Source organism: Streptomyces sp. NPDC050619, assembly GCF_040654815.1.
Lineage (GTDB): Bacteria > Actinomycetota > Actinomycetes > Streptomycetales > Streptomycetaceae > Streptomyces.
Genome location: NZ_JBFAIR010000009.1, coordinates 263,738 through 281,143, shown reverse-complemented (window position 1 = coordinate 281,143; position 17,406 = coordinate 263,738). Strand labels below are relative to the sequence as shown.

At 72.3% G+C, this 17,406-nt stretch carries 16 protein-coding genes; 6 read left to right on the top strand and 10 right to left on the bottom strand.

Annotation, left to right across the window (positions count from 1 at the left end; translation table 11 throughout):
* Positions 1-83 precede the first annotated feature (83 nt).
* From AB0I77_RS17795 to AB0I77_RS17785, 3 genes are read right to left on the bottom strand one after another with little or no spacing between them, the layout of a single operon-like run.
* Positions 84-1,874 (bottom strand): ABC transporter permease subunit, encoded by a 1,791-nt coding sequence (locus tag AB0I77_RS17795; RefSeq protein ID WP_363283490.1) that lies wholly within the window; start codon positions 1,872-1,874, stop codon positions 84-86.
* A 3-nt stretch (positions 1,875-1,877) separates the two neighbouring features.
* Positions 1,878-3,404: an ABC transporter substrate-binding protein gene (locus AB0I77_RS17790; RefSeq protein ID WP_363283489.1), complete on the bottom strand. Its 1,527-nt coding sequence runs from the start codon at positions 3,402-3,404 to the stop codon at positions 1,878-1,880.
* 4 nt (positions 3,405-3,408) lie between these two features.
* The gene (locus AB0I77_RS17785; RefSeq protein ID WP_363283488.1) at positions 3,409-3,945 is read right to left on the bottom strand and encodes a GNAT family N-acetyltransferase; all 537 of its coding nucleotides are present in this window, start codon (positions 3,943-3,945) and stop codon (positions 3,409-3,411) included.
* Positions 3,946-4,054: 109 nt separating this feature from the next.
* On the opposite strand from AB0I77_RS17785, the gene AB0I77_RS17780 reads away from it, so the two are divergent.
* Positions 4,055-5,002: an ATP-binding protein gene (locus AB0I77_RS17780; RefSeq protein ID WP_363283487.1), complete on the top strand. Its 948-nt coding sequence runs from the start codon at positions 4,055-4,057 to the stop codon at positions 5,000-5,002.
* 88 nt (positions 5,003-5,090) lie between these two features.
* A complete protein-coding gene (locus AB0I77_RS17775) occupies positions 5,091-5,483 on the top strand; it encodes an SCO5389 family protein (RefSeq protein ID WP_363283486.1) in 393 nt (130 codons plus the stop codon).
* On the opposite strand, the gene AB0I77_RS17770 is transcribed toward AB0I77_RS17775, so the two are convergent.
* From AB0I77_RS17770 to AB0I77_RS17745, 6 genes are all read right to left on the bottom strand, one after another.
* Positions 5,470-6,324 carry an alpha/beta hydrolase gene (locus AB0I77_RS17770; RefSeq protein ID WP_363283485.1) on the bottom strand — a complete coding sequence of 285 codons (855 nt, stop codon included), beginning with the start codon at positions 6,322-6,324 and terminating at the stop codon, positions 5,470-5,472. The two genes, AB0I77_RS17775 and AB0I77_RS17770, sit on opposite strands and share 14 nt — an antisense overlap.
* Before the next feature lie 173 nt (positions 6,325-6,497).
* Complete coding sequence (gene fusA / locus AB0I77_RS17765; RefSeq protein ID WP_363283484.1) at positions 6,498-8,579, bottom strand: elongation factor G; 2,082 nt, start codon at positions 8,577-8,579, stop codon at positions 6,498-6,500.
* Between the two features lie 90 nt (positions 8,580-8,669).
* The gene (locus tag AB0I77_RS17760) at positions 8,670-8,822 is read right to left on the bottom strand and encodes a hypothetical protein (RefSeq protein WP_363283483.1); all 153 of its coding nucleotides are present in this window, start codon (positions 8,820-8,822) and stop codon (positions 8,670-8,672) included.
* 183 nt (positions 8,823-9,005) lie between these two features.
* Positions 9,006-10,118: a serine hydrolase domain-containing protein gene (locus AB0I77_RS17755; RefSeq protein ID WP_363283482.1), complete on the bottom strand. Its 1,113-nt coding sequence runs from the start codon at positions 10,116-10,118 to the stop codon at positions 9,006-9,008.
* A 67-nt stretch (positions 10,119-10,185) separates the two neighbouring features.
* On the bottom strand, positions 10,186-10,881 hold the full coding sequence (locus AB0I77_RS17750) for a type 1 glutamine amidotransferase domain-containing protein (RefSeq protein WP_363283481.1): 696 nt from the start codon (positions 10,879-10,881) through the stop codon (positions 10,186-10,188).
* A gap of 396 nt (positions 10,882-11,277) precedes the next feature.
* Positions 11,278-11,844 (bottom strand): TetR/AcrR family transcriptional regulator, encoded by a 567-nt coding sequence (locus AB0I77_RS17745; RefSeq protein ID WP_363283480.1) that lies wholly within the window; start codon positions 11,842-11,844, stop codon positions 11,278-11,280.
* A gap of 103 nt (positions 11,845-11,947) precedes the next feature.
* On the opposite strand from AB0I77_RS17745, the gene AB0I77_RS17740 reads away from it, so the two are divergent.
* Positions 11,948-12,871, top strand: coding sequence for an NmrA family NAD(P)-binding protein (locus AB0I77_RS17740; protein ID WP_363283479.1), 924 nt, complete (start codon positions 11,948-11,950; stop codon positions 12,869-12,871).
* A 140-nt stretch (positions 12,872-13,011) separates the two neighbouring features.
* On the opposite strand, the gene AB0I77_RS17735 is transcribed toward AB0I77_RS17740, so the two are convergent.
* Positions 13,012-13,944, bottom strand: coding sequence for a LacI family DNA-binding transcriptional regulator (locus tag AB0I77_RS17735; protein WP_363283478.1), 933 nt, complete (start codon positions 13,942-13,944; stop codon positions 13,012-13,014).
* Positions 13,945-14,207: 263 nt separating this feature from the next.
* Between AB0I77_RS17735 and AB0I77_RS17730 the strand changes: the two genes are divergently transcribed.
* The 3 genes from AB0I77_RS17730 to purU all read left to right on the top strand — a co-directional run bounded on the left by AB0I77_RS17730 (position 14,208) and on the right by purU (position 17,400).
* On the top strand, positions 14,208-15,551 hold the full coding sequence (locus tag AB0I77_RS17730; protein WP_363283477.1) for an aminomethyl transferase family protein: 1,344 nt from the start codon (positions 14,208-14,210) through the stop codon (positions 15,549-15,551).
* Between the two features lie 75 nt (positions 15,552-15,626).
* The gene (locus tag AB0I77_RS17725; protein ID WP_363283476.1) at positions 15,627-16,493 is read left to right on the top strand and encodes a methylenetetrahydrofolate reductase; all 867 of its coding nucleotides are present in this window, start codon (positions 15,627-15,629) and stop codon (positions 16,491-16,493) included.
* Between the two features lies 1 nt (position 16,494).
* The gene (gene purU / locus AB0I77_RS17720) at positions 16,495-17,400 is read left to right on the top strand and encodes a formyltetrahydrofolate deformylase (RefSeq protein WP_363283475.1); all 906 of its coding nucleotides are present in this window, start codon (positions 16,495-16,497) and stop codon (positions 17,398-17,400) included.
* Positions 17,401-17,406: the final 6 nt, after the last annotated feature.

Here is a 17,406-nt window from a genome sequence, read left to right as displayed (position 1 = left end):
TGGACACTTCAGGGGCCTCCGCGTCGGTGGTGATTCTGCGCAGCACCACGTCCACCGCCCGTTCGGCCCCGCCGCCGTCAGCGTCACCGCGTTTCCGCCAACTCCCTTGTGGGTGAAGGTTGTTCGGGCGCCGCCTCGGACCTGTGAGGTCGAGCCCGCCGCGGCCGGCGCACTCCGCCCGCCGCGCTCACCGCGAACGCCCCGAGCAGGGCGAGTACGGCGGCGGGGGCGAGGACCGCCCAGGGGGCGCGCTCGGCGTAGGGCTGGTTCTCGGCGAGCAGGAGGCCCCATTCCGGGGAGGGCGGTTGTGCGCCGAGGCCGAGGAAGGCGAGCGAGGCCAGGGCGAGCGCGATGCCCGGCAGGCGCAGCAGGGCGTGGCGGGTGACGGGCGGCAGGACGGCGGGAAGGAGTTCGTGGCGCAGGAGGTAGCGGCGGTTCGCGCCGAGGCCGCGGGTGGCGGTGACGTGGAGGGCGGCTCGTTCCTGGCGCAGGAGGGCGGAGGTGTGCGCGGCGAGGGGCGCCCAGGCGACGGCGCCCACGGCGAGCGCGGGTGTGGCGGATCCGCTGCCCGCGACGGCGGTGACGAGCAGGGCGAGGAGTACGGGCGGTACGGCGTTGACCGTGTCGACGAGCGGCCCCGAGAGCCGGGGCAGCAGCCCGAGGACGACACCGGTGAGCAGCGTGGCGGCGCCGATCGCGAGGGCGAGCAGCAGGGTGTCGAGGGCGCCGTGGGCGACCCGGGCGAGCAGGTCCCGGCCGAGGGCGTCGGTGCCGAAGGGGTGGGTCCAGGAAGGTGGTCGCAGGCGCCGGCCGGTGTCGAGAGCGAGCGGATCGCGGGGCAGGCCGAACGCGACGACGCCGAGCAACAGTCCACCGTATACACAAGGCAGGATCCTGCGGGCGGGTGGCGTCGGTCGGTGGAGCGAGGTCAGCGCGCCGTCGCGCAGGGCGGGGCCGACCAGGAGGCGAGCGGCGAGGGCGGCGAGGGCGGTGGCCGCGGCGGCGAGCAGCAGGAGCGCGAGCGTGCCGGCCTGGAGGACGGGCAGGTCCTGGGCGAGGGCGGCCTGGAGGGTGGTGCGGCCGAGGCCGGGGATGTCGAAGATCTGCTCCACGGCGACGGCCCCGCCGGTCAGGCCGACCACGAACAGCCCGAGGTTCGGGAGCAGTCCGGGCAGGCAACGGCGCACCGCCTGGCGGGCGATGCTCCGGCCCGGCAGTCCGCGCGCGGCTGCCGCCAGCGCCCAGGGCTCGGCGAAGGCGCCGGGCAGCAGGTCGTCGAGGAGCCGCCCGACGACGGCTCCGGCGGGCAGGCCGAGGGCGAGGGCGGGCAGCACCGTCCACTGGGGCCCGTACCAGCCGAGGGCCGGCAGCCAGCCGAGTTGCACGCCGACGACGGTGGCGAGCACGGACGCGGTGAGGAACTCCGGCAGCGCGGCCAGCACCGCCGAGCCGCTGCCGGTCGCCCGCCGCCCGTCGAGCCGCCGGTGCGCGCCGAGCCACAGCGTGCGGGCGCAGACCAGGCCGGCGGTGCCGGTCGCGACCGCGAGGGCCACCGCCATCAGCAGCAGGGACACGCCGAGGGCCTGGAGGACGGCGGGCGTGACCTCGCCGCCGGAGAGCCACGACCGTCCGGCGTCCCCGCGCCACAGCCCGCCGAGCCACTGCCCGACCAGGTGGAACGGGCCCTGATCCAGGCCGAGTTGGGCCCTGATGTCCGCCAGTACCTCGGGCGTGGGAGCACGCTCCGCCGACCGCGCCTTCAGCACCGTGAGCGCCGGATCGGTCCGGGTCAGCCAGGGCAGCAGCCCGATGCCGCACACCAGGACGGCGGCGAGCACGGCACGCCACCCGAGCGCGGCCAGTTGCCGTCGCACGGTTCAGCGCCGGGTTCCGGTGCCGACGAGGGTGCGCTCGTACGGATCGAGGAGCACGCCGCTGACCGAGGTGCCGACGCCGGTGATGACGCGCTGGTGGACCAGCGGTACGACGGCGTCGGTGCCGAGGATCGCGGCCTCGGCGGTCATGGCAGCGTTCTGCCGCTCGGCGGTGTCGGCGATGCCCTCGGCCCTGGACACGGCCCGGTCGACGGTCTTGTCGCACAGCTGCGCGATGTTGAAGCCGCCGTCGCAGGTGTAGTCGCCGGCCAGGACGGCGACGGGGTCGCCGGTGTCGACCAGCGTGTTGCGGGCGAGGACGAAGGCGTCGAACTTCCCGTCCAGCGCGTCGCTCTCCAGCCGGGAGTACTCGCGCACCTCCAGCGTGACCTCGAACCCGGCCTGCTCCAGCTGTTGCTTCAACACCTGGGCGGTTTCCGGGAGTTCGGGCCGGTTGTCGTAGGTGGCGAGGGTGAGCTTCGTACCGTCGGGCGCCGTCGGCTTCGCCCGCCCGGCCGGCTGCTGTCGTTTGCCCTCGGCCCAGGTCACGGCGGGTCCGTAGATGCCGGTGCCGGGGTCGGCGTATCCCTCGTAGACGCCTTCGGCGAGCGCGGAGGGGTCGACGGCCGCACGTGCCGCGGCGCGCGGCGCGGGGTCCTTGAAGGGGCCCGACCCGGCATTGAGCAGCAGGCTCGTGGTGCGGGTGGTGGCCGTCTCCTCGCGGGTGGCCTGGTCGAGGGTGGCGGCCTGCGCGACGGGAACCGCCTCGGCGATGTCGATCTCGCCGGTGCGCAGGGCGCTCGCGCGGGCGGTGCCGTCGGCGATGAACCGGACGTCGACGCCGGAGGCCTGGGCGCGCCCGCCCCAGTAGTCGTCGAAGCGGTCGAGGGTGGCACTGGTGGAGCCGGTGACCTTCGTCAGCTCGAAGGGCCCGGTGGCGGTGCCGACCGGATCGACGCGGTCCTCGTCGTCGTACGCCTTCGGGGAGAGGACGGCGAGGCTGGGGCCGGCCAGCCGCAGCGGCAGGACGGGGTCGGGGGCGCCGGTGGTGATCCGCAGGCCGGTGCTGCCCGCCGCCTTGGCCGTGAGGGTGACCCCGGAGAGCGCGGCGGGCGCGGGCTTGGCCTCGGTGGCGTGGGTGAGGGCGGCGGCGACCGTGGCCGGGGTGACGTCCGAGCCGTCCTGGAAGGTGGCCTCGCGCAGGGTGAACCGCCAGGTGCGGTCGTTCTCGCGGCGCCAGGACTCGGCGAGCGCGGGGGCGGCGGCGCCGTTCGCGTCGAGGGAGGTCAGGCCCTCGGTGACGCCGAGACGGCTGAGGATGGTGGCGTCCGCGCCGTACGGCGAGAGGTTCTCGGCGGGCGGGAAGGCGAGGGCGACGCGCAGCCGGGAGCCGGAGTTGGTGTCGGCGTTGCCGGAGGAGCCGCCGGTGCCGGAGGCGAAGCAGGCGGTGAGGAGCGGGGCGAGCAGGAGGGCACCGAGTATGCGCAGGCGCCCTATGGAGAGGCCGGGGAGGCTGGGGAGGCGTCGCATGCGGTCACCGCTCCATCGGGATCTCGAAGTGCAGGACGCCCTGGCCACCGGCCGGGTCCTCGCGTTCGTCGTGGACGAGCTTGCCGAGCGACCGCCAGAAGGACTCGGCGCCCGGCACGGCCGGATCGGTGTGCAGATAGACGGCGCGGTAGCCGCCGTCCGCCGCCGCGAAGGCGAGCAGTTCGTCGACCAGGCGGCGGGCGAGGCCGCGCCTGCGGTGCTCGGGCCGGACGTACACGCGGCGCAGTTGGGCGGTCTCGCCGGAGGGGAAGCGCTCGGCGAGGTGGCGCGGGTTCGGCGGGTGGGCGGGGCCGCGGGAGTCGAGCGCGGCCGTGGCCACGACGTCGTGGTCGCGCGGGTCGAGGGCGACGAGGAGGGTGTGGCGGGCCGGGACGAGATAGGCGGCGGCCGGATCGACTATGTCGGCGTGCCACCGGGGCACGTAGCCGGTACCGAAGTCGCGGTAGACGGTGTCGAGCATGACGGCTCGCGCACCGTCGAGGTCGTCCGGGCTCGCGGCCCTGATGCTGTAGTTACGCACTTGCACATCATATGCATTAAGCGATTGAGGTGATCACGATTTGACACCCGCCAGGTCACCACCTAAAACCTACCGATATGACATCCATTTTCAAAAAGGTGGAGCGGTAGTGCGGATCGCGTTCGTCGGCAAGGGCGGCAGTGGCAAGACCACCCTGTCGGCGCTCTTCTCCCGGCAGCTGGCCCGCTCCGGCGCGCCGGTCCTCGCCATCGACGGCGACATCAACCAGCACCTGGCCGAGGCCCTCGGACACGACGGCGGCGACCTGGGCGCACCCCCGCTGGGCGCGCACCTCGACGACATCAAGGACTTCCTGCGCGGCACCAACCCGCGCATCGCCTCCCGCGAGGCGATGATCAAGACCACCCCGCCCGGACGCGGATCACGCCTGCTACGCCCGCTCGGTGACGACGAGTTGCACACGCGGCACGTCCGGCTCGCGGGTGACGTGCCCCTGATGGTGACGGGCGAGTTCGACGAGAGCGACCTCGGCGTGGCCTGCTACCACTCCAAGCTCGGCGGCGTCGAGCTCTACCTCAGCCACCTGGTCGACGGCCCCGGCGAATACGTCGTCGTCGACATGACGGCGGGCGCGGACGCCTTCGCCTCCGGACTGTTCACCCGCTTCGACCTCACCTTCCTGGTGGCCGAACCCACCCGCAAGGGTGTCTCGGTGTACCGCCAGTACCGGGACCACGCGCGGGAGTTCGGGATCAGGATCGCCGTGGTCGGCAACAAGGTGACCGGCGAGGACGACCTGCTCTTCCTCAAGGAGCAGGTGGGCGACGACCTCCTCACCCACCTGGTGCACTCCCCCTGGGTGCGCTCGGCCGAACAGGGCAGCCCGCAGGGTGAGTTGGAGCCCCACAACCTGCACGCCCTGAACCTCCTGCGCGAGGCCGTCGACTCCCGCCCCCGGGACTGGGCCACCCTCCACCGCCACGCCGTCGACTTCCACCTGCGCAACGCCCGCGCCTGGGCGGACCGGGCGACGGGCCAGGACCTGGCAGCGCAGGTGGACCCGGACTTCGTACCGGGCCCGGCAGCACTCGACTGATCCCCCCTCCATTCCGCCATTCCCCCAACCCCATCCATTCCCCCGTTCACCCCCTCCACCGACATCACCACTGACAGGAACCCCTCACATGTCTCTCGACGTCTCCCCGAAGCTCCTCGCCGAAGCCGAGCACGGTGCCATCCGCGAGGAGGACTTCGTGGCCACCGTCCGCACCTCCCTGCCGTACGCCTACGACCTGATCGCCTCCCTCGCCACCGAACTCCACGACGGCAAGGACGAGTTCACCGACAACCAGACGCCTCCCCCGTCCGAGAAGGAGCGCGGCCAGCTCCTGCGCGCCCTGGCCAGCGACGCGATCCGCGGCAGCCTGGAACGCCACTTCGGCGTGACCCTCGCCTTCCAGAACTGCCACCGGGTGGCGGCGTTCCGGCCGGGCTCGATGGACGGTGAGACGTACGCGCGCTTCACCTCGACGCGCTCGCAGGTGCTGAACCAGTCGCCGGAGTTCAGGGACTGCTGACCCGGCTGAGAAAACCCCCGGCAAGCGCCACGAACCCCTCCCCGTCGTCCAGCCACGGGTAGTGCCCGGCGCCGGGCTGGACCACCAGCTCGGCGTTCGGGAAGAGGGCGGTGTACTCCGTCATCGCGCGGGGCGGGGCGCCCACGTCCACCGCGCCGGCCAGGACGAGTACCGGGGCCGGCAACGCGGCGAGGGACGTGCGGAGCTCCTCAGGGGCGAAGGCGCCCTCGCTCGCGTAAACGGCCGCCGCCTGCTGGTTGCCTCGCTCGGCGCCGGCCGCGTGGAAGGCCCGGGCGGCCTCGTCCCAGCGGCCGTGGGAGAAGGGGGCGACGGCCTGCCAGACCTCGGGGGTGGGGCGGCCCTGGTTGATCGCTTCCAGGGCCGCGTACGCCTCGGCGAACCATGGTTCGCCGCTGCGCAGGCGGGCGGTGGACAGGCGTACCTCGGTGGGGATGTCGATGCCGGCCGCGAAGACGCTCGGCGTGATCAGGGCGAGCCGGGCGACCCGGTGGGGGTGGGCGGCCGTGTACAGCAGGGCCAGGTTCGCGCCCGCGCTGTGTCCCAGCAGGTCGACCTCGTCGAGGTCCAGGTGGGTGCGCAAGGCCTCGACATCGGCGACGAGTCGGTCGCAGCGGTACGTCGCGGGGTCCGCCGGAGTCTGCGACTCACCCGTTCCTCTCAGGTCCAGGCGGATCAGGCTCCGGTGGGCGCTCAGGCCGCCGAGGTCGCCCAGGTAGGCGGAGGCGTGCATCGGGCCGCCGGGCAGGCAGATCAGGGGCGGGCCGTCGCCGGACACGTGGTAGGCGAGCCGGGTTCCGTCGGGTGCGGAGAAGATGGGCATGGGGGGCGAGTGTGTCAGCGGGCTCGGTGCCCGACAACTGGGTTACGGCGCCCGCGATCGGCGTACTGGCGCTCAGCCCACGGACCCACGCCCGCCCGCAAGGCCCAGCCGTGCCCGGGCCTTGCACGCAAGGGCGGCCCCCGCCCGCGTACGGGAGGGGGCCGCCTCGCGTGCTACCGCGTCGGCGTCGAGACCGATGCCGACGTCGGTGCCGGTGCCGGTGCCGGTGCGTAGCCGGTGGGCCGGGTGGTGAAGGTGCCCCGGCCCTGGGTGCGGCTGCGCAACCGGGTCGCGTAGCCGAACAGTTCGGCCAGCGGCACGGTGGCGGTGACCACCGCCGCGCCCGCGCGCGTGGCCGAGCCCGAGACCCGGCCGCGCCGTGCGGCCAGGTCGCCGAGGACGGAGCCGACGGTCTCCTCGGGCACGGTGACGGTGACCTCGACGACCGGTTCCAGCAAGGTCATCGCGCAGGCGCGCAGGGCTTCCCGGAGCGCGAACCGGCCGGCCGTGCGGAACGCGGTGTCCGAGGAGTCCTTCACATGGGTCGCCCCGTCGGTGAGGGTGACGCGCAGCCCGGTCACCGGGTGCCCGCCGAGCGGCCCTTCGCCGAGGGTGTCCCGGCAGCCGGCCTCGACCGCGCGGACGTACTCCTGCGGCACGCGACCGCCGACGACACTCGAGCGGAACTCGAAGCCGGCGGCTGCTTCCAGCGGCTCCACGTCGAGGACGACCTGCGCGAACTGCCCTGCCCCGCCGTCCTGTTTGACGTGCCGGTACACCAGGCCGGACACCCCGCGGGCGACCGTCTCGCGACAGGCCACCCTCGGCCGCCCGACGGCGACCTCCAGCCCGTGGTCACGTCGTACCTTCTCCACCGCGACCTCCAGGTGCAGTTCGCCCATGCCGGACAGCACCGTCTGGCCGGTCTCGGGGTCGGTCCGGACCACCAGCGACGGGTCCTCCTCGACCAGCCGCGCGAGCGCCGAGGCCAGCCGGTCGGTGTCGAGGGAGCTGCGCGCCTCGACGGCCACGGAGACGACCGGGTCGGCCACGCCGGGCGGTTCCAGGACGAGCGGGGCGGCCGGCGCGCACAGGGTCGAGCCGGCCCGGGCGGACTTGAGCCCGACCACGGCGACGATGTCTCCGGCGACGGCCCGCTCCAACTGGGCGTGCCGGTCGGCCCGTACGCGCAGGATCCGTCCGATGCGCTCGGTGCGCCGAGTGCCCGTGTCCATGACCGTGTCTCCCTTCTCGATCGTTCCCGAGTACACCCGCAGATAGGTCAGCCGACCCGTCGGGGTCGCGTTCACCTTGAACGCCAGTGCCGCGAACGGCGCCCGCGGGTCGGCGGCCCGCTCCTGTTCCGTGCCGTCGTACGTTGTTCCGCGTACGGCGGGCACGTCCAGCGGCGACGGCAGGTACGCAACGACGGCGTCCAGCAGCGGCTCGATCCCGCGGTTGCGGTAGGCCGAGCCGCACAGCACGACCACGCCCTCGCCGCTGCGGGTGAGGTCGCGCAGGGCGCCGACGAGTGTCCGCGTGTCGAGCGTCGACCGGGTACAGAACTCCTCCAGTGCTCCCGGGTGGAGTTCGGCCACCGCCTCCTCCAGGAGCCGACGTCGCCGCAGCGCCTCCTCCCGCAGGCCCTCCGGGACCGGTCCTTCCTCGACCTTCTCCCCGCCGTCGTCGGCGGACCAGTTCAGCGCCCGCATACGCGGCAGATCGACGACACCGGTGAAGGTGTCCTCGCGTCCGATGGGCAACTGCACCACCAGCGGGGCCGGGTGCAGCCGCTCCCGGATCGACGCCACCGCCGTGTCGAGGTCGGCGCCGGCGCGGTCCAGCTTGTTGACGAACGCGATGCGCGGCACGCCGTGCCGGTCGGCCTGCCGCCACACCGACTCGCTCTGCGGCTCGACGCCCGCGACGGCGTCGAACACCGCGACCGCGCCGTCGAGCACACGCAGCGAGCGCTCCACCTCGTCGGCGAAGTCGACATGGCCCGGGGTGTCGATCAGGTTGATCCGGTGACCGTCCCAGGTGCAGCTCACCGCCGCGGCGAAGATCGTGATGCCGCGGTCGCGCTCCTGCGGGTCGAAGTCGGTGACGGTCGTGCCGTCGTGGACCTCGCCGCGCTTGTGCGTGGTGCCGGTGGCGTACAGGATCCGCTCGGTGACGGTGGTCTTGCCGGCGTCGACGTGGGCGAGGATGCCGAGGTTGCGGACGACGGTGAGGGTGTTGAGGTTGGTGCGCACGGCCCAGGGCCTTTCGGACGGTGGTGACAGGGCAGCGCGATTCCCAACAGGCAGGGTTTTGTGCCCTGGTGTCGGACCCGTGATCCGTGGTCAGCCGGTCGTCACGGGCATCCGGTACCGGCCGCGCAGCGGGCACCGGACGAACGAGGACACGAGGAGCACCTCGTACTGCGAGGAGGCAACGACAGCGGACGGCGAAAGGACGACAGCCGGGGGAACGACAACAGCGGCGCGGTCACGCACGGCCGGTCTCCCCTCACTCGTCTGCCCGTCAGTACACGCGCGCCGCCCTGCCATGCGGTGGGCGGCGCGTGATCCCTGGTGAGTGTAGGGAACGGGAGAGGAGCGGGGCACGGCATTTTTCCGGCATTGGGCGGCGCTCGGCCAGATCGGCCGGCCGATGTCGGAGCGAGCGCCGAGACCACGTCAGGCCCGCAGCCCCTGGATTCCGTCGTACACGGACATCACGACCTCCAGTCCGCGAGTGTCGTCCTCGGGCTCGCGCATCTGGTTCGTCACGTACGCCACCGCCATGCGGGCCTCGGGCTCGATCATCACCAGCGAGCCGCCCCAGCCGCCCCAGCCGTAGGTGTTGCCGAACAGGCCGTAGCCCATGCCGTAGCGCATCTCCCTGCCCAGGACGCGGTCCTCGCCCGCGAACTGTTCCTCCCACGCACGCGCGCAGCCCTCCGGCGACAGCAGCCGTACCCCGTGCCCCGCTCCCCCGCACGCCATCACCGACTGCACGCGAGCGACCGAGCGCGCGTTGCCGAATCCGTTCGCCGCGGGGATCTCCGCGCGCCGCCAGGCCACGCTGTTGCCGTCACGGACCCGTATCCCGCTCCCGGTGGCGGTCGGCGCGGCTGCGCCGGGCGCGCTCGCCTTGTAGTCCTCGTCCCGCGACGGCGGCGGGAGGGTGAGCGCGACCCGGGAGTCGTGCTCGGCGGGCAGACCGATGTGGAAGTCCGCGCCGAGCGGGCCGGTCACCTCGTCGGCGAGGAACTCCCCCACGCCACGGCCGGTGATCCGGCGCACGACCTCGCCCACGAGGAATCCCTGGGTGAGCGAGTGGTATCCGGCCGCGGTGCCCGCCTCCCACCGCGGTTCCTGCGCGGCGAGCCGTGCCGTGACGGCCGGCCGGTCGTAGAGGTCCTCGGGCCTCACCGGACCGTCCCAGTCGGGCAGGCCCGCGGTGTGCGAGAGCAGGTGCCGCACGAGCGTCTTCTCCTTGCCCGCCGCGGCGAACTCCGGCCAGTAGCGGGCGACCGGCGCCTCCAGGTCGAGTTCGCCGCGGTCGGCAAGGATCAGGGCGCACAGGGCCGTCATCGTCTTGGTGACGGACCAGACGTTGACGATCGTGTCGCGCCGCCAGGGGATCGTGCGGTCCGCGTCCGTGAAACCGCCCCAGACGTCCACCACCGGTTCGCCGTCCACGAAGACCGCGACCGAGCCGCCCGCGTCTTGGGCGTCCAGCAACGCGGCCAGCGCCTTCGGCACCGCGATGAACAGTTCGTCGTACGTGCCCTCGATGTCGGCCATGCGCGGTATTCAGCCCGCCGCGCTTGCCTACCGTCAACTGAATTAGCGCCGCGGCGAGGGCGACGTGTCAGGCGAGCTTCTTGAGCAGCTCGGCGGCGAGCGGGCCGGAGGAGGCCGGGTTCTGGCCGGTGACGACGTTGCGGTCGACCTCGACGTGCGGCGCCCACGGCTCACCGGCCTCGACCTTCAGACCTGCCTCGGTCAGCCGGTCCTGCAACAGCCACTTCGCCTTCTCCGCGTTTCCGGCCAGCCGCTCCTCGGCGTTGGTGAAGGCGGTGATGCGGTAACCGGCGTACGCGTTGGCACCGTCCTCCTTGACCGCCGCCAGCAGCGCGGCCGGACCGTGGCACACCACGCCCACCGGCATGCCGCCCTCCACCGCCCGGGCCAGGAGCCGTCCGGAGTCGGCGTTCACCGCCAGGTCCTCCATGGGCCCGTGTCCGCCGGGCACGTACACGGCGTCGTACTCGTCGAGGCGTACGTCGCCCAGCGCGACCGGGCTCGCGAACTCGGCGGCGCCGTCCACGACGTTCCTGAGCCGCGCGGCCTGCTCCGGGCCGCCGACTGCCTCGGGGGCGAGGCTGGCCGGGTCGACGGGCGGGACCACGCCGCCGGGGGTGGCGACCGTGACCTCGTGGCCCGCGTCCTTGAAGGCCTCCAGGGGTACGACCGCTTCCTCGGCCCAGAAGCCGGTGCGGTGCCCGCTGCCGTCGGCCAGCGTCCACTGGTCGGCGCCGGTCATCACGAACAGGATCTTCGCCATGGTGTCTCCGTAAGTTGTTGGGCGGCGTTCTTCGACCGTAGGGGCACCCGCCGTCGGAGAGCCAATGGACATGCTGATCCCGGCACCGGATCAGAGCGAGCGGTAGAAGTCCGGGGCGAAGAGGATCACCCTGCTTTTCGGGGGTCGTCCGGGCATGACTCCAGTCGCTGAACCAGGGGCGCGAGGCCGGGACAGGGTGCGCAGCCGGGGGTCGAGACAGCCGAGAGTGCCGAACGAGCGCAGGACCGCGTGGGTGGCGCTGTTGGAGACGTCGATGAACACGTCGGCCCGCGCGGCCTGTGACCTGTCGGGCGGCAGCGGGGCGACGGCGTTGGAGATCAGGTTGTCCTCCCCGCCACGGAGCTCACGGAGTTCGCCGGCCGGCGCGGCTATGGCTCAGCTCTGCGGGCTCAGTCCCGCCACGGCCAGCCGGAACAGCCGGTCCGCCCGTGCGGCGGGATCGGGGTGGTGCTCCGTGGCCAGGGCGATGCCGACGACCAGCGTGATCAGGTCGGCGACGGTGACGCCTGTCGCCACCGCGCCCTCCCGCACGGCCCGGCGCAGCAGCGGTTTCCCCGCCTCTTCCAGCGCCGCAGAGCAGGCGTTCTCGTGCACCGGGTCGGACCCGGCACCGTCGTAGGACAGTGCGGCCGCCAGCCCGCGGGCGGAGACGCAGTAGGCGACGACGTCACTCAGCCATTCCAGGAGCGCGCTGCGGCTGTCGCCCTTGCCGGTCAAGTCGTGGGCGCGGACGCACAGGGCCTCGATCCGTTGCCGGGAGACCGCCTCCAACAGCGCGTGGCGGGTGGGGAAGTGCCGGCGCACGGTCGCCGAGCCGACCCCCGCGGTGCGGGCGATCTGTTCCAGGGAGGCGCCGGCACCGTGGGCCGCGACCTCCTCCTCGGCCACGGCGAGGATGCGCGTGTAGTTGCGCCGGGCGTCGGCGCGCTGGCGCTCGGGCATGGCGCGACCTCCCTGTCTTGTTAAGTGGCGAGCCCCGCCATATCGTACCGGAGGGAAAAACGGCGGGGCCCGCCGCTTAATTGCCGAGCACCGAGGAGCGACGATGTCCACAGATTCCGCACCCGTCCTGGTCACCGGCGCCACCGGCAGGCAGGGCGGGGCCACCGCCCGCGCACTGCTCGCGGCAGGCGTTCCCGTCCGCGCCCTGGTGCGCGACCCGGCCACCGACCGGGCCAAGGCCGTCGAGGCGCTCGGCGCCGAACTGGTCAGCGGCGACCTTCACGACCGCGATTCCGTGATCCGGGCCGCCGAGGGCACCCGCGCCGTCTTCTCCGTGCAGATGCCCGGCATCACCGCGGAAGGCTTCGATTTCGCAGGGGAGGTAGCCCAGGGCGTCAACCTCGTCGAGGGCGCGAAGGCCGCCGGAGTGCCGCAGTTCGTGCACACGTCCGTCACCGGCGCCGGCCGGCACACCGAAACTCCCGGCTGGGCCGAAGGCCGCTGGGCTTCGATGGAACCCACCCTCGGCGCCAAGAGCGCGGTCCAGGACCGGGTCCGCGCGGCCGGCTTCCCCCACTGGACGCTTCTCAAGCCGGGCTTCTTCATGGAGAACTTCCTCCCGTCCATGGCGTTCCTGTTCCCGCGCGGCATCGAGGGCGGCCTGGTGAGCGTCCTGAACCCCGAGACCCGGCTGTCCCTGGTCGCGGTGGACGACATCGGCAGCGCGGCCGGCGCGGCCATCGCCGCGCCGGAGCGATTCGACGGGATCGAACTGGAGTTGGCGAGCGACTACCTGTCGATGACCGAGATCGCCGAGGTCCTCTCCCGCGCACTGGGCACGCACCTGTCCGCGCCGGACATGACCGAGAAAGAGGCCCTCGCCGCCGGAATGCCGGCGATGGGCGCCGCGCACGAGTGGCTGAACGTGGCCGGCCAGCCGGGCCGTCCGCAGTACGCGAGGGACCTCGGCATCCCACTCACCAGCTTCGAGGAATGGGCGCGGGAGCACGTGCGGGCCACGGCCTGACACGGCTCCGCGTCTCGTCCGGTTCCGCAGAAGGCCAGGTCCTCTCCGGCTACGACGCCGATACGGCCTGCGCCGTCGGCCAGGGCCGCGACAAAGCGGCGAGCACGGGCGGCCTACAGCCGGCCGCTCAACCATGGGCTTCAGACCGAGTCGCGGACGACAACCTTCGCGGGCACGGGCTCGAGACCGGCGCTGTCCAGGCCGAGGGCGGCGCGCGCGGCGAGGCGTCCGTGCGATTCGGCGTCGATGTGGACGGTGGTGAGCGCCGGGCTGACCAGCGCTCCGTACTCGGTGTCGTCGTATCCCATGACGGCCAGGTCGCCAGGTGCGCCGAGGCCGAGGTCGTGCAGGGCGGTGAGGATACGCAGGGCCACGTCGTCGTCGAAAGCGGCGATCGCCGTCACCTCGGGGTGCGCGGCACGGAAGGCGCGGACCGCGTCGGTGCCGGCCTCCCTCGGCCGGGGTACGACGAGGGACGTCAGCGGGGCGAGGCCCAGGCGCTGCGCGGTCTGAGTGGCGAACCGCAGCCGGACATCGGCCAGCGGGGTCTCGGGGTCCGGCAGGGCCAGGGCGATGTGCGTGTGATCGTGTTCGGCCAGGTGACGGATCTGTAGGGCGGCATGGGCGGCCAGGCCGTCCTTCCAGCCGCCGCCTCGGTCCTCGAGGTCGCGGCCGGTCCGATAGACCTCGGCGAACTGGATGACCGCACGGGGGGTGATCGCGTCGAGTACTCGCTGGGTCGACCGGGGCGCGTGATGCCCGTGGCGGACCAGCAGGACGTGGTCGTGCGCGGCCAGCTCGTCGTCGAGACCGCGTACGAAACTGCGGGAGTAGTTGCCCTCCAGACCCCAGTCGATGTTCAGCACGACGACCCGGGAACTGCCCTCGCGCAGCGCCCTGGCGAGCCCGTGCGGGACGTAGCCCAGCTCACGCGCGGCCTGTTGTACCCGGGCACGGGTGGCCGCCGAGATCGTCTGACGGGGGTCGTCGTTGAGGACGAAACTGACGGTGGCGCGCGACACGCCGCACGCCGCGGCGACGTCGTTCAGCGTGACCCTTCCGGAACCGCCCATCACCCTGCCCTATGCGACGTGATGCGCCAGGTGCTTCTCCGACGTGACGCATGCTCAGTCTAGGCAGATCCGCACCGGCCGAGGTTGCGGGCTCGTGGCCGCGGCCTGTGATGACGCCGGTGCAAGCAAAGCGTGCACCGCACCGACTGCACCGCCCTCGCCACGGGGAGAACCGCTCTGCTAGCTTCGCGACTTGATCGATTTAGTTGCCCGTACTAGATCGATCTAGCGCCACCTCTCGATGATGAGAAAGAAGGAGCCGCATGCCAACCCCCAGCCTTCAGGACGGCATCGACAGGGCCGGATCGCCGGTCAGGTTGCTGTGGAAGCCCGGTGCCGAGCCCTGGACCCCCGAGGTCGTCGAGCGCGAGTACGCGGGGTGGCGGCAGGAGCAGAACGCGTGGCACGAGGGCGTCGCCCTCCTCAACCTCTCGCACCACATGTACGACATGTGGATCGAGGGCCCGGACGCCACCCGGCTGCTCGCCGACCACGGCGCCAACGACTTCGAGAACTTCGCCATCGGGCAGGCCAAGCAGTACGTCCCGGTGACGAAGGACGGCAACATCGTCTCGGACGGCATCCTGGCCCGCCAGGCAGAGAACACGTACCTGCTCAGCGGGGTTCCCGCCGCGCAACACTGGGTCCAGTACCACGGGGAGCGGGGCGGTTACGACGCCTTCTTCGTCACCGACCCGTCCTCCGCCTTCCGCCCCGGCGGCGGCGACCCCACGCTGTTCCGTTACCAGATCCAGGGGCCGCTGGCCCAGGAGCTGGTGGAGCGGGTCTTCGGCGGACCGCTGCCCAGGACGAGGTTCTTCCACTCCTCCCCCGTCGCCCTGGACGGCCGCGCCTTCCGCGCGCTGCGCCACGGCATGGCGGGCCAGGCCGGCTTCGAGTTCTTCGGCCCCTGGGAGCACGCCGCGTACGTCCACGAGGCGTTCCTCAAGACCGGTGAGCCGCTCGGCCTGGTCCAGGTCGGCGCGCTGGCGTACACCACGCCGAGCGTGGAGAGCGGCTGGATCCCCTCCCCGGTGCCCGGCATCTACACCGACCCGGACCTGCTGGAGTACCGCAAGCAGCTCGCGCTCTTCGGCATCGAGGGCAAACGCCCGCTCAGCGGCAGCTACTTCTCGCCGGACATCGAGGACTACTACGTCTCCCCGTACGAACTCGGCTACGGCAAGGTCATCTCCTTCAACCACGACTTCCTGGGCCGGGAGGCCCTGCACAAGGCGAAGGACGACGTCCGCCGCACGAAGGTCACCCTCGTCCTCGACGCCGACGACGTGCGCGCGGTCATCGGCCAGGGCCAAGACCCCGGCTTCCACCTCACCTACGCCCGCCACCGCGTGGAGAACGTCACCGGCATGGTCGGCATGACCATGCAGAGCGCGACCATCGACCCCGTAGGCACCGTCCTGTCGCTGACCCTGATCGACACGGAGCACGCCGAGCCCGGCACCGAGGTCTGGGTGGTGTGGGGCGAGCACCCCGGCCCCGGTACCGACCCCGAGGCCGACCTCGGATTCCCGCGCATCCGCGCCACCGTCCAGCCCGCGCCGTTCAACCAGCACGCGCGCACCCTGTACCGCCGAAACGCCTGAACCGCGTTCACGGACTCCGCCGCACTGAGACTCCTCGCGGCCCACCCCGTAGCAGGACATCGATGAAGGAGCACGATGAACCCCGGTCCCCTGTCCCCGGCAGCGGTGCGCACATCGCTGCTGGCGGACTTCTCCCTGGAGATGACGGGCAAGGACGTTCCCCAACTCGAGGAAGCCCGCGACACCATCCCCCCGGGCACCCGTATCAACGTCACCTTCCTCGGCAACGAGGACGTACACATGCGCCTGGACGCCGCACGAGCGGTCAAGCGGCTCGGCTTCGTCCCCGTACCCCACATCTCCGCCCGCCGCCTCGGCTCCCGGGCCGACCTCGAACAGTTCCTGGCCGGTCTTCAGGCCGACGGCACCGGCGAGAACGTGTTCGTCGTCGGCGGCGACCCGGCCACCCCGCAGGGCCCCTACGAGGACGCGCTGGCCGTCATCCGCACCGGGCTGCTGGAGCACTACGGCGTACGCCACATCGGCATCAGCGGCTACCCGGAAGGCCACCCCGCCATCACGGACCGGGTGCTGTGGTCGGCGGTGACGGACAAGCACGCGGCGCTCGCCACGCAGCGGTTGACGGGCGAGGTCATCACGCAGTTCGGCTTCGACGTCGACCCGGTCCTCACCTGGGTGGAGGAGACGCGCAAGCGCGGTGTCGGCCTCCCCATCCGGATCGGCGTCCCCGGACCCGCCGGAGTCAGGCGCCTGATGAAGTACGCCGCCCGCTTCGGCGTCGGCACCAGCACCTCCATCGCCAGGAAATACGGGTTCTCCCTGACGAACCTCATGAGCACGGCGGGCCCCGACCGGTTCCTGCACACACTCGCCGCCGGCTACGACGCCGTGCGCCACGGCGAACTGAAGGTGCACTTCTACACGTTCGGCGGGCTCAAGGCGACCTCGGAGTGGGTCGCCCGGTTCAGGAAGGAAGGCTGACGTGACACTCACCCAGGAGGCCCCGGCACACCCCAAGCAGGGCAAGCCCGCGCACCACCAGGCCTCGCTGATCGTGCAGGGCGAGGACAGGACGGGCATCGTCGCGGCCGTCGCCTCGGTGCTCGGCGGTCACGGCGCCAACATCGTCTCCCTCGACCAGTACTCGGACAACCCGCAGGGCGGCGCGTTCTTCCAGCGCACCGTCTTCGGCCTCGACAACCTCCAGGCGGCCCTGCCCGAGATCGAGCACGACCTCGACACCCGACTCGTACGGGACTACGGGCTCACGTACACCCTGCGCGACCTCTCGGTCCCCAAACGGGTCGCGATCTTCGCCTCCAAGTCCGACCACTGCCTGCTCGACCTGCTGTGGCGCCACCGGCGCGGTCAACTCCCCGTCACCGTCGCCATGGTGATCTCGAACCACCCGGACACGGCGGAGGAGGTGCGCTCCTTCGGCATCCCCTTCTTCCACGTCCCGTCCATGGGCCCGGACAAGTCCGCCGCCGAGGCCGAACACCTGCGGCTGCTCAAGGACAACGTCGACTTCGTCGTGCTCGCCCGCTACATGCAGATCCTCTCCGGCGACTTCGTCGAGAACGTCGGCGTGCCGATCATCAACATCCACCACTCCTTCCTGCCCGCCTTCATCGGCGCCGGACCGTACGCCAAGGCGAAGGAGCGGGGCGTGAAGCTGGTGGGAGCCACGGCCCACTACGTCACCGAGAACCTCGACGAGGGCCCGATCATCGAGCAGGACGTCGTCCGCGTCACCCACGCCGACACGGCCGCCGATCTGATGCGGCGAGGCGCCGACGTGGAGCGGTCGGTGCTCTCCCGCGCGGTCCTCTGGCACGCCGAGGACCGCGTCATCCGCGACGGCAACCACACCATCGTCTTCGCCTGACGCGGA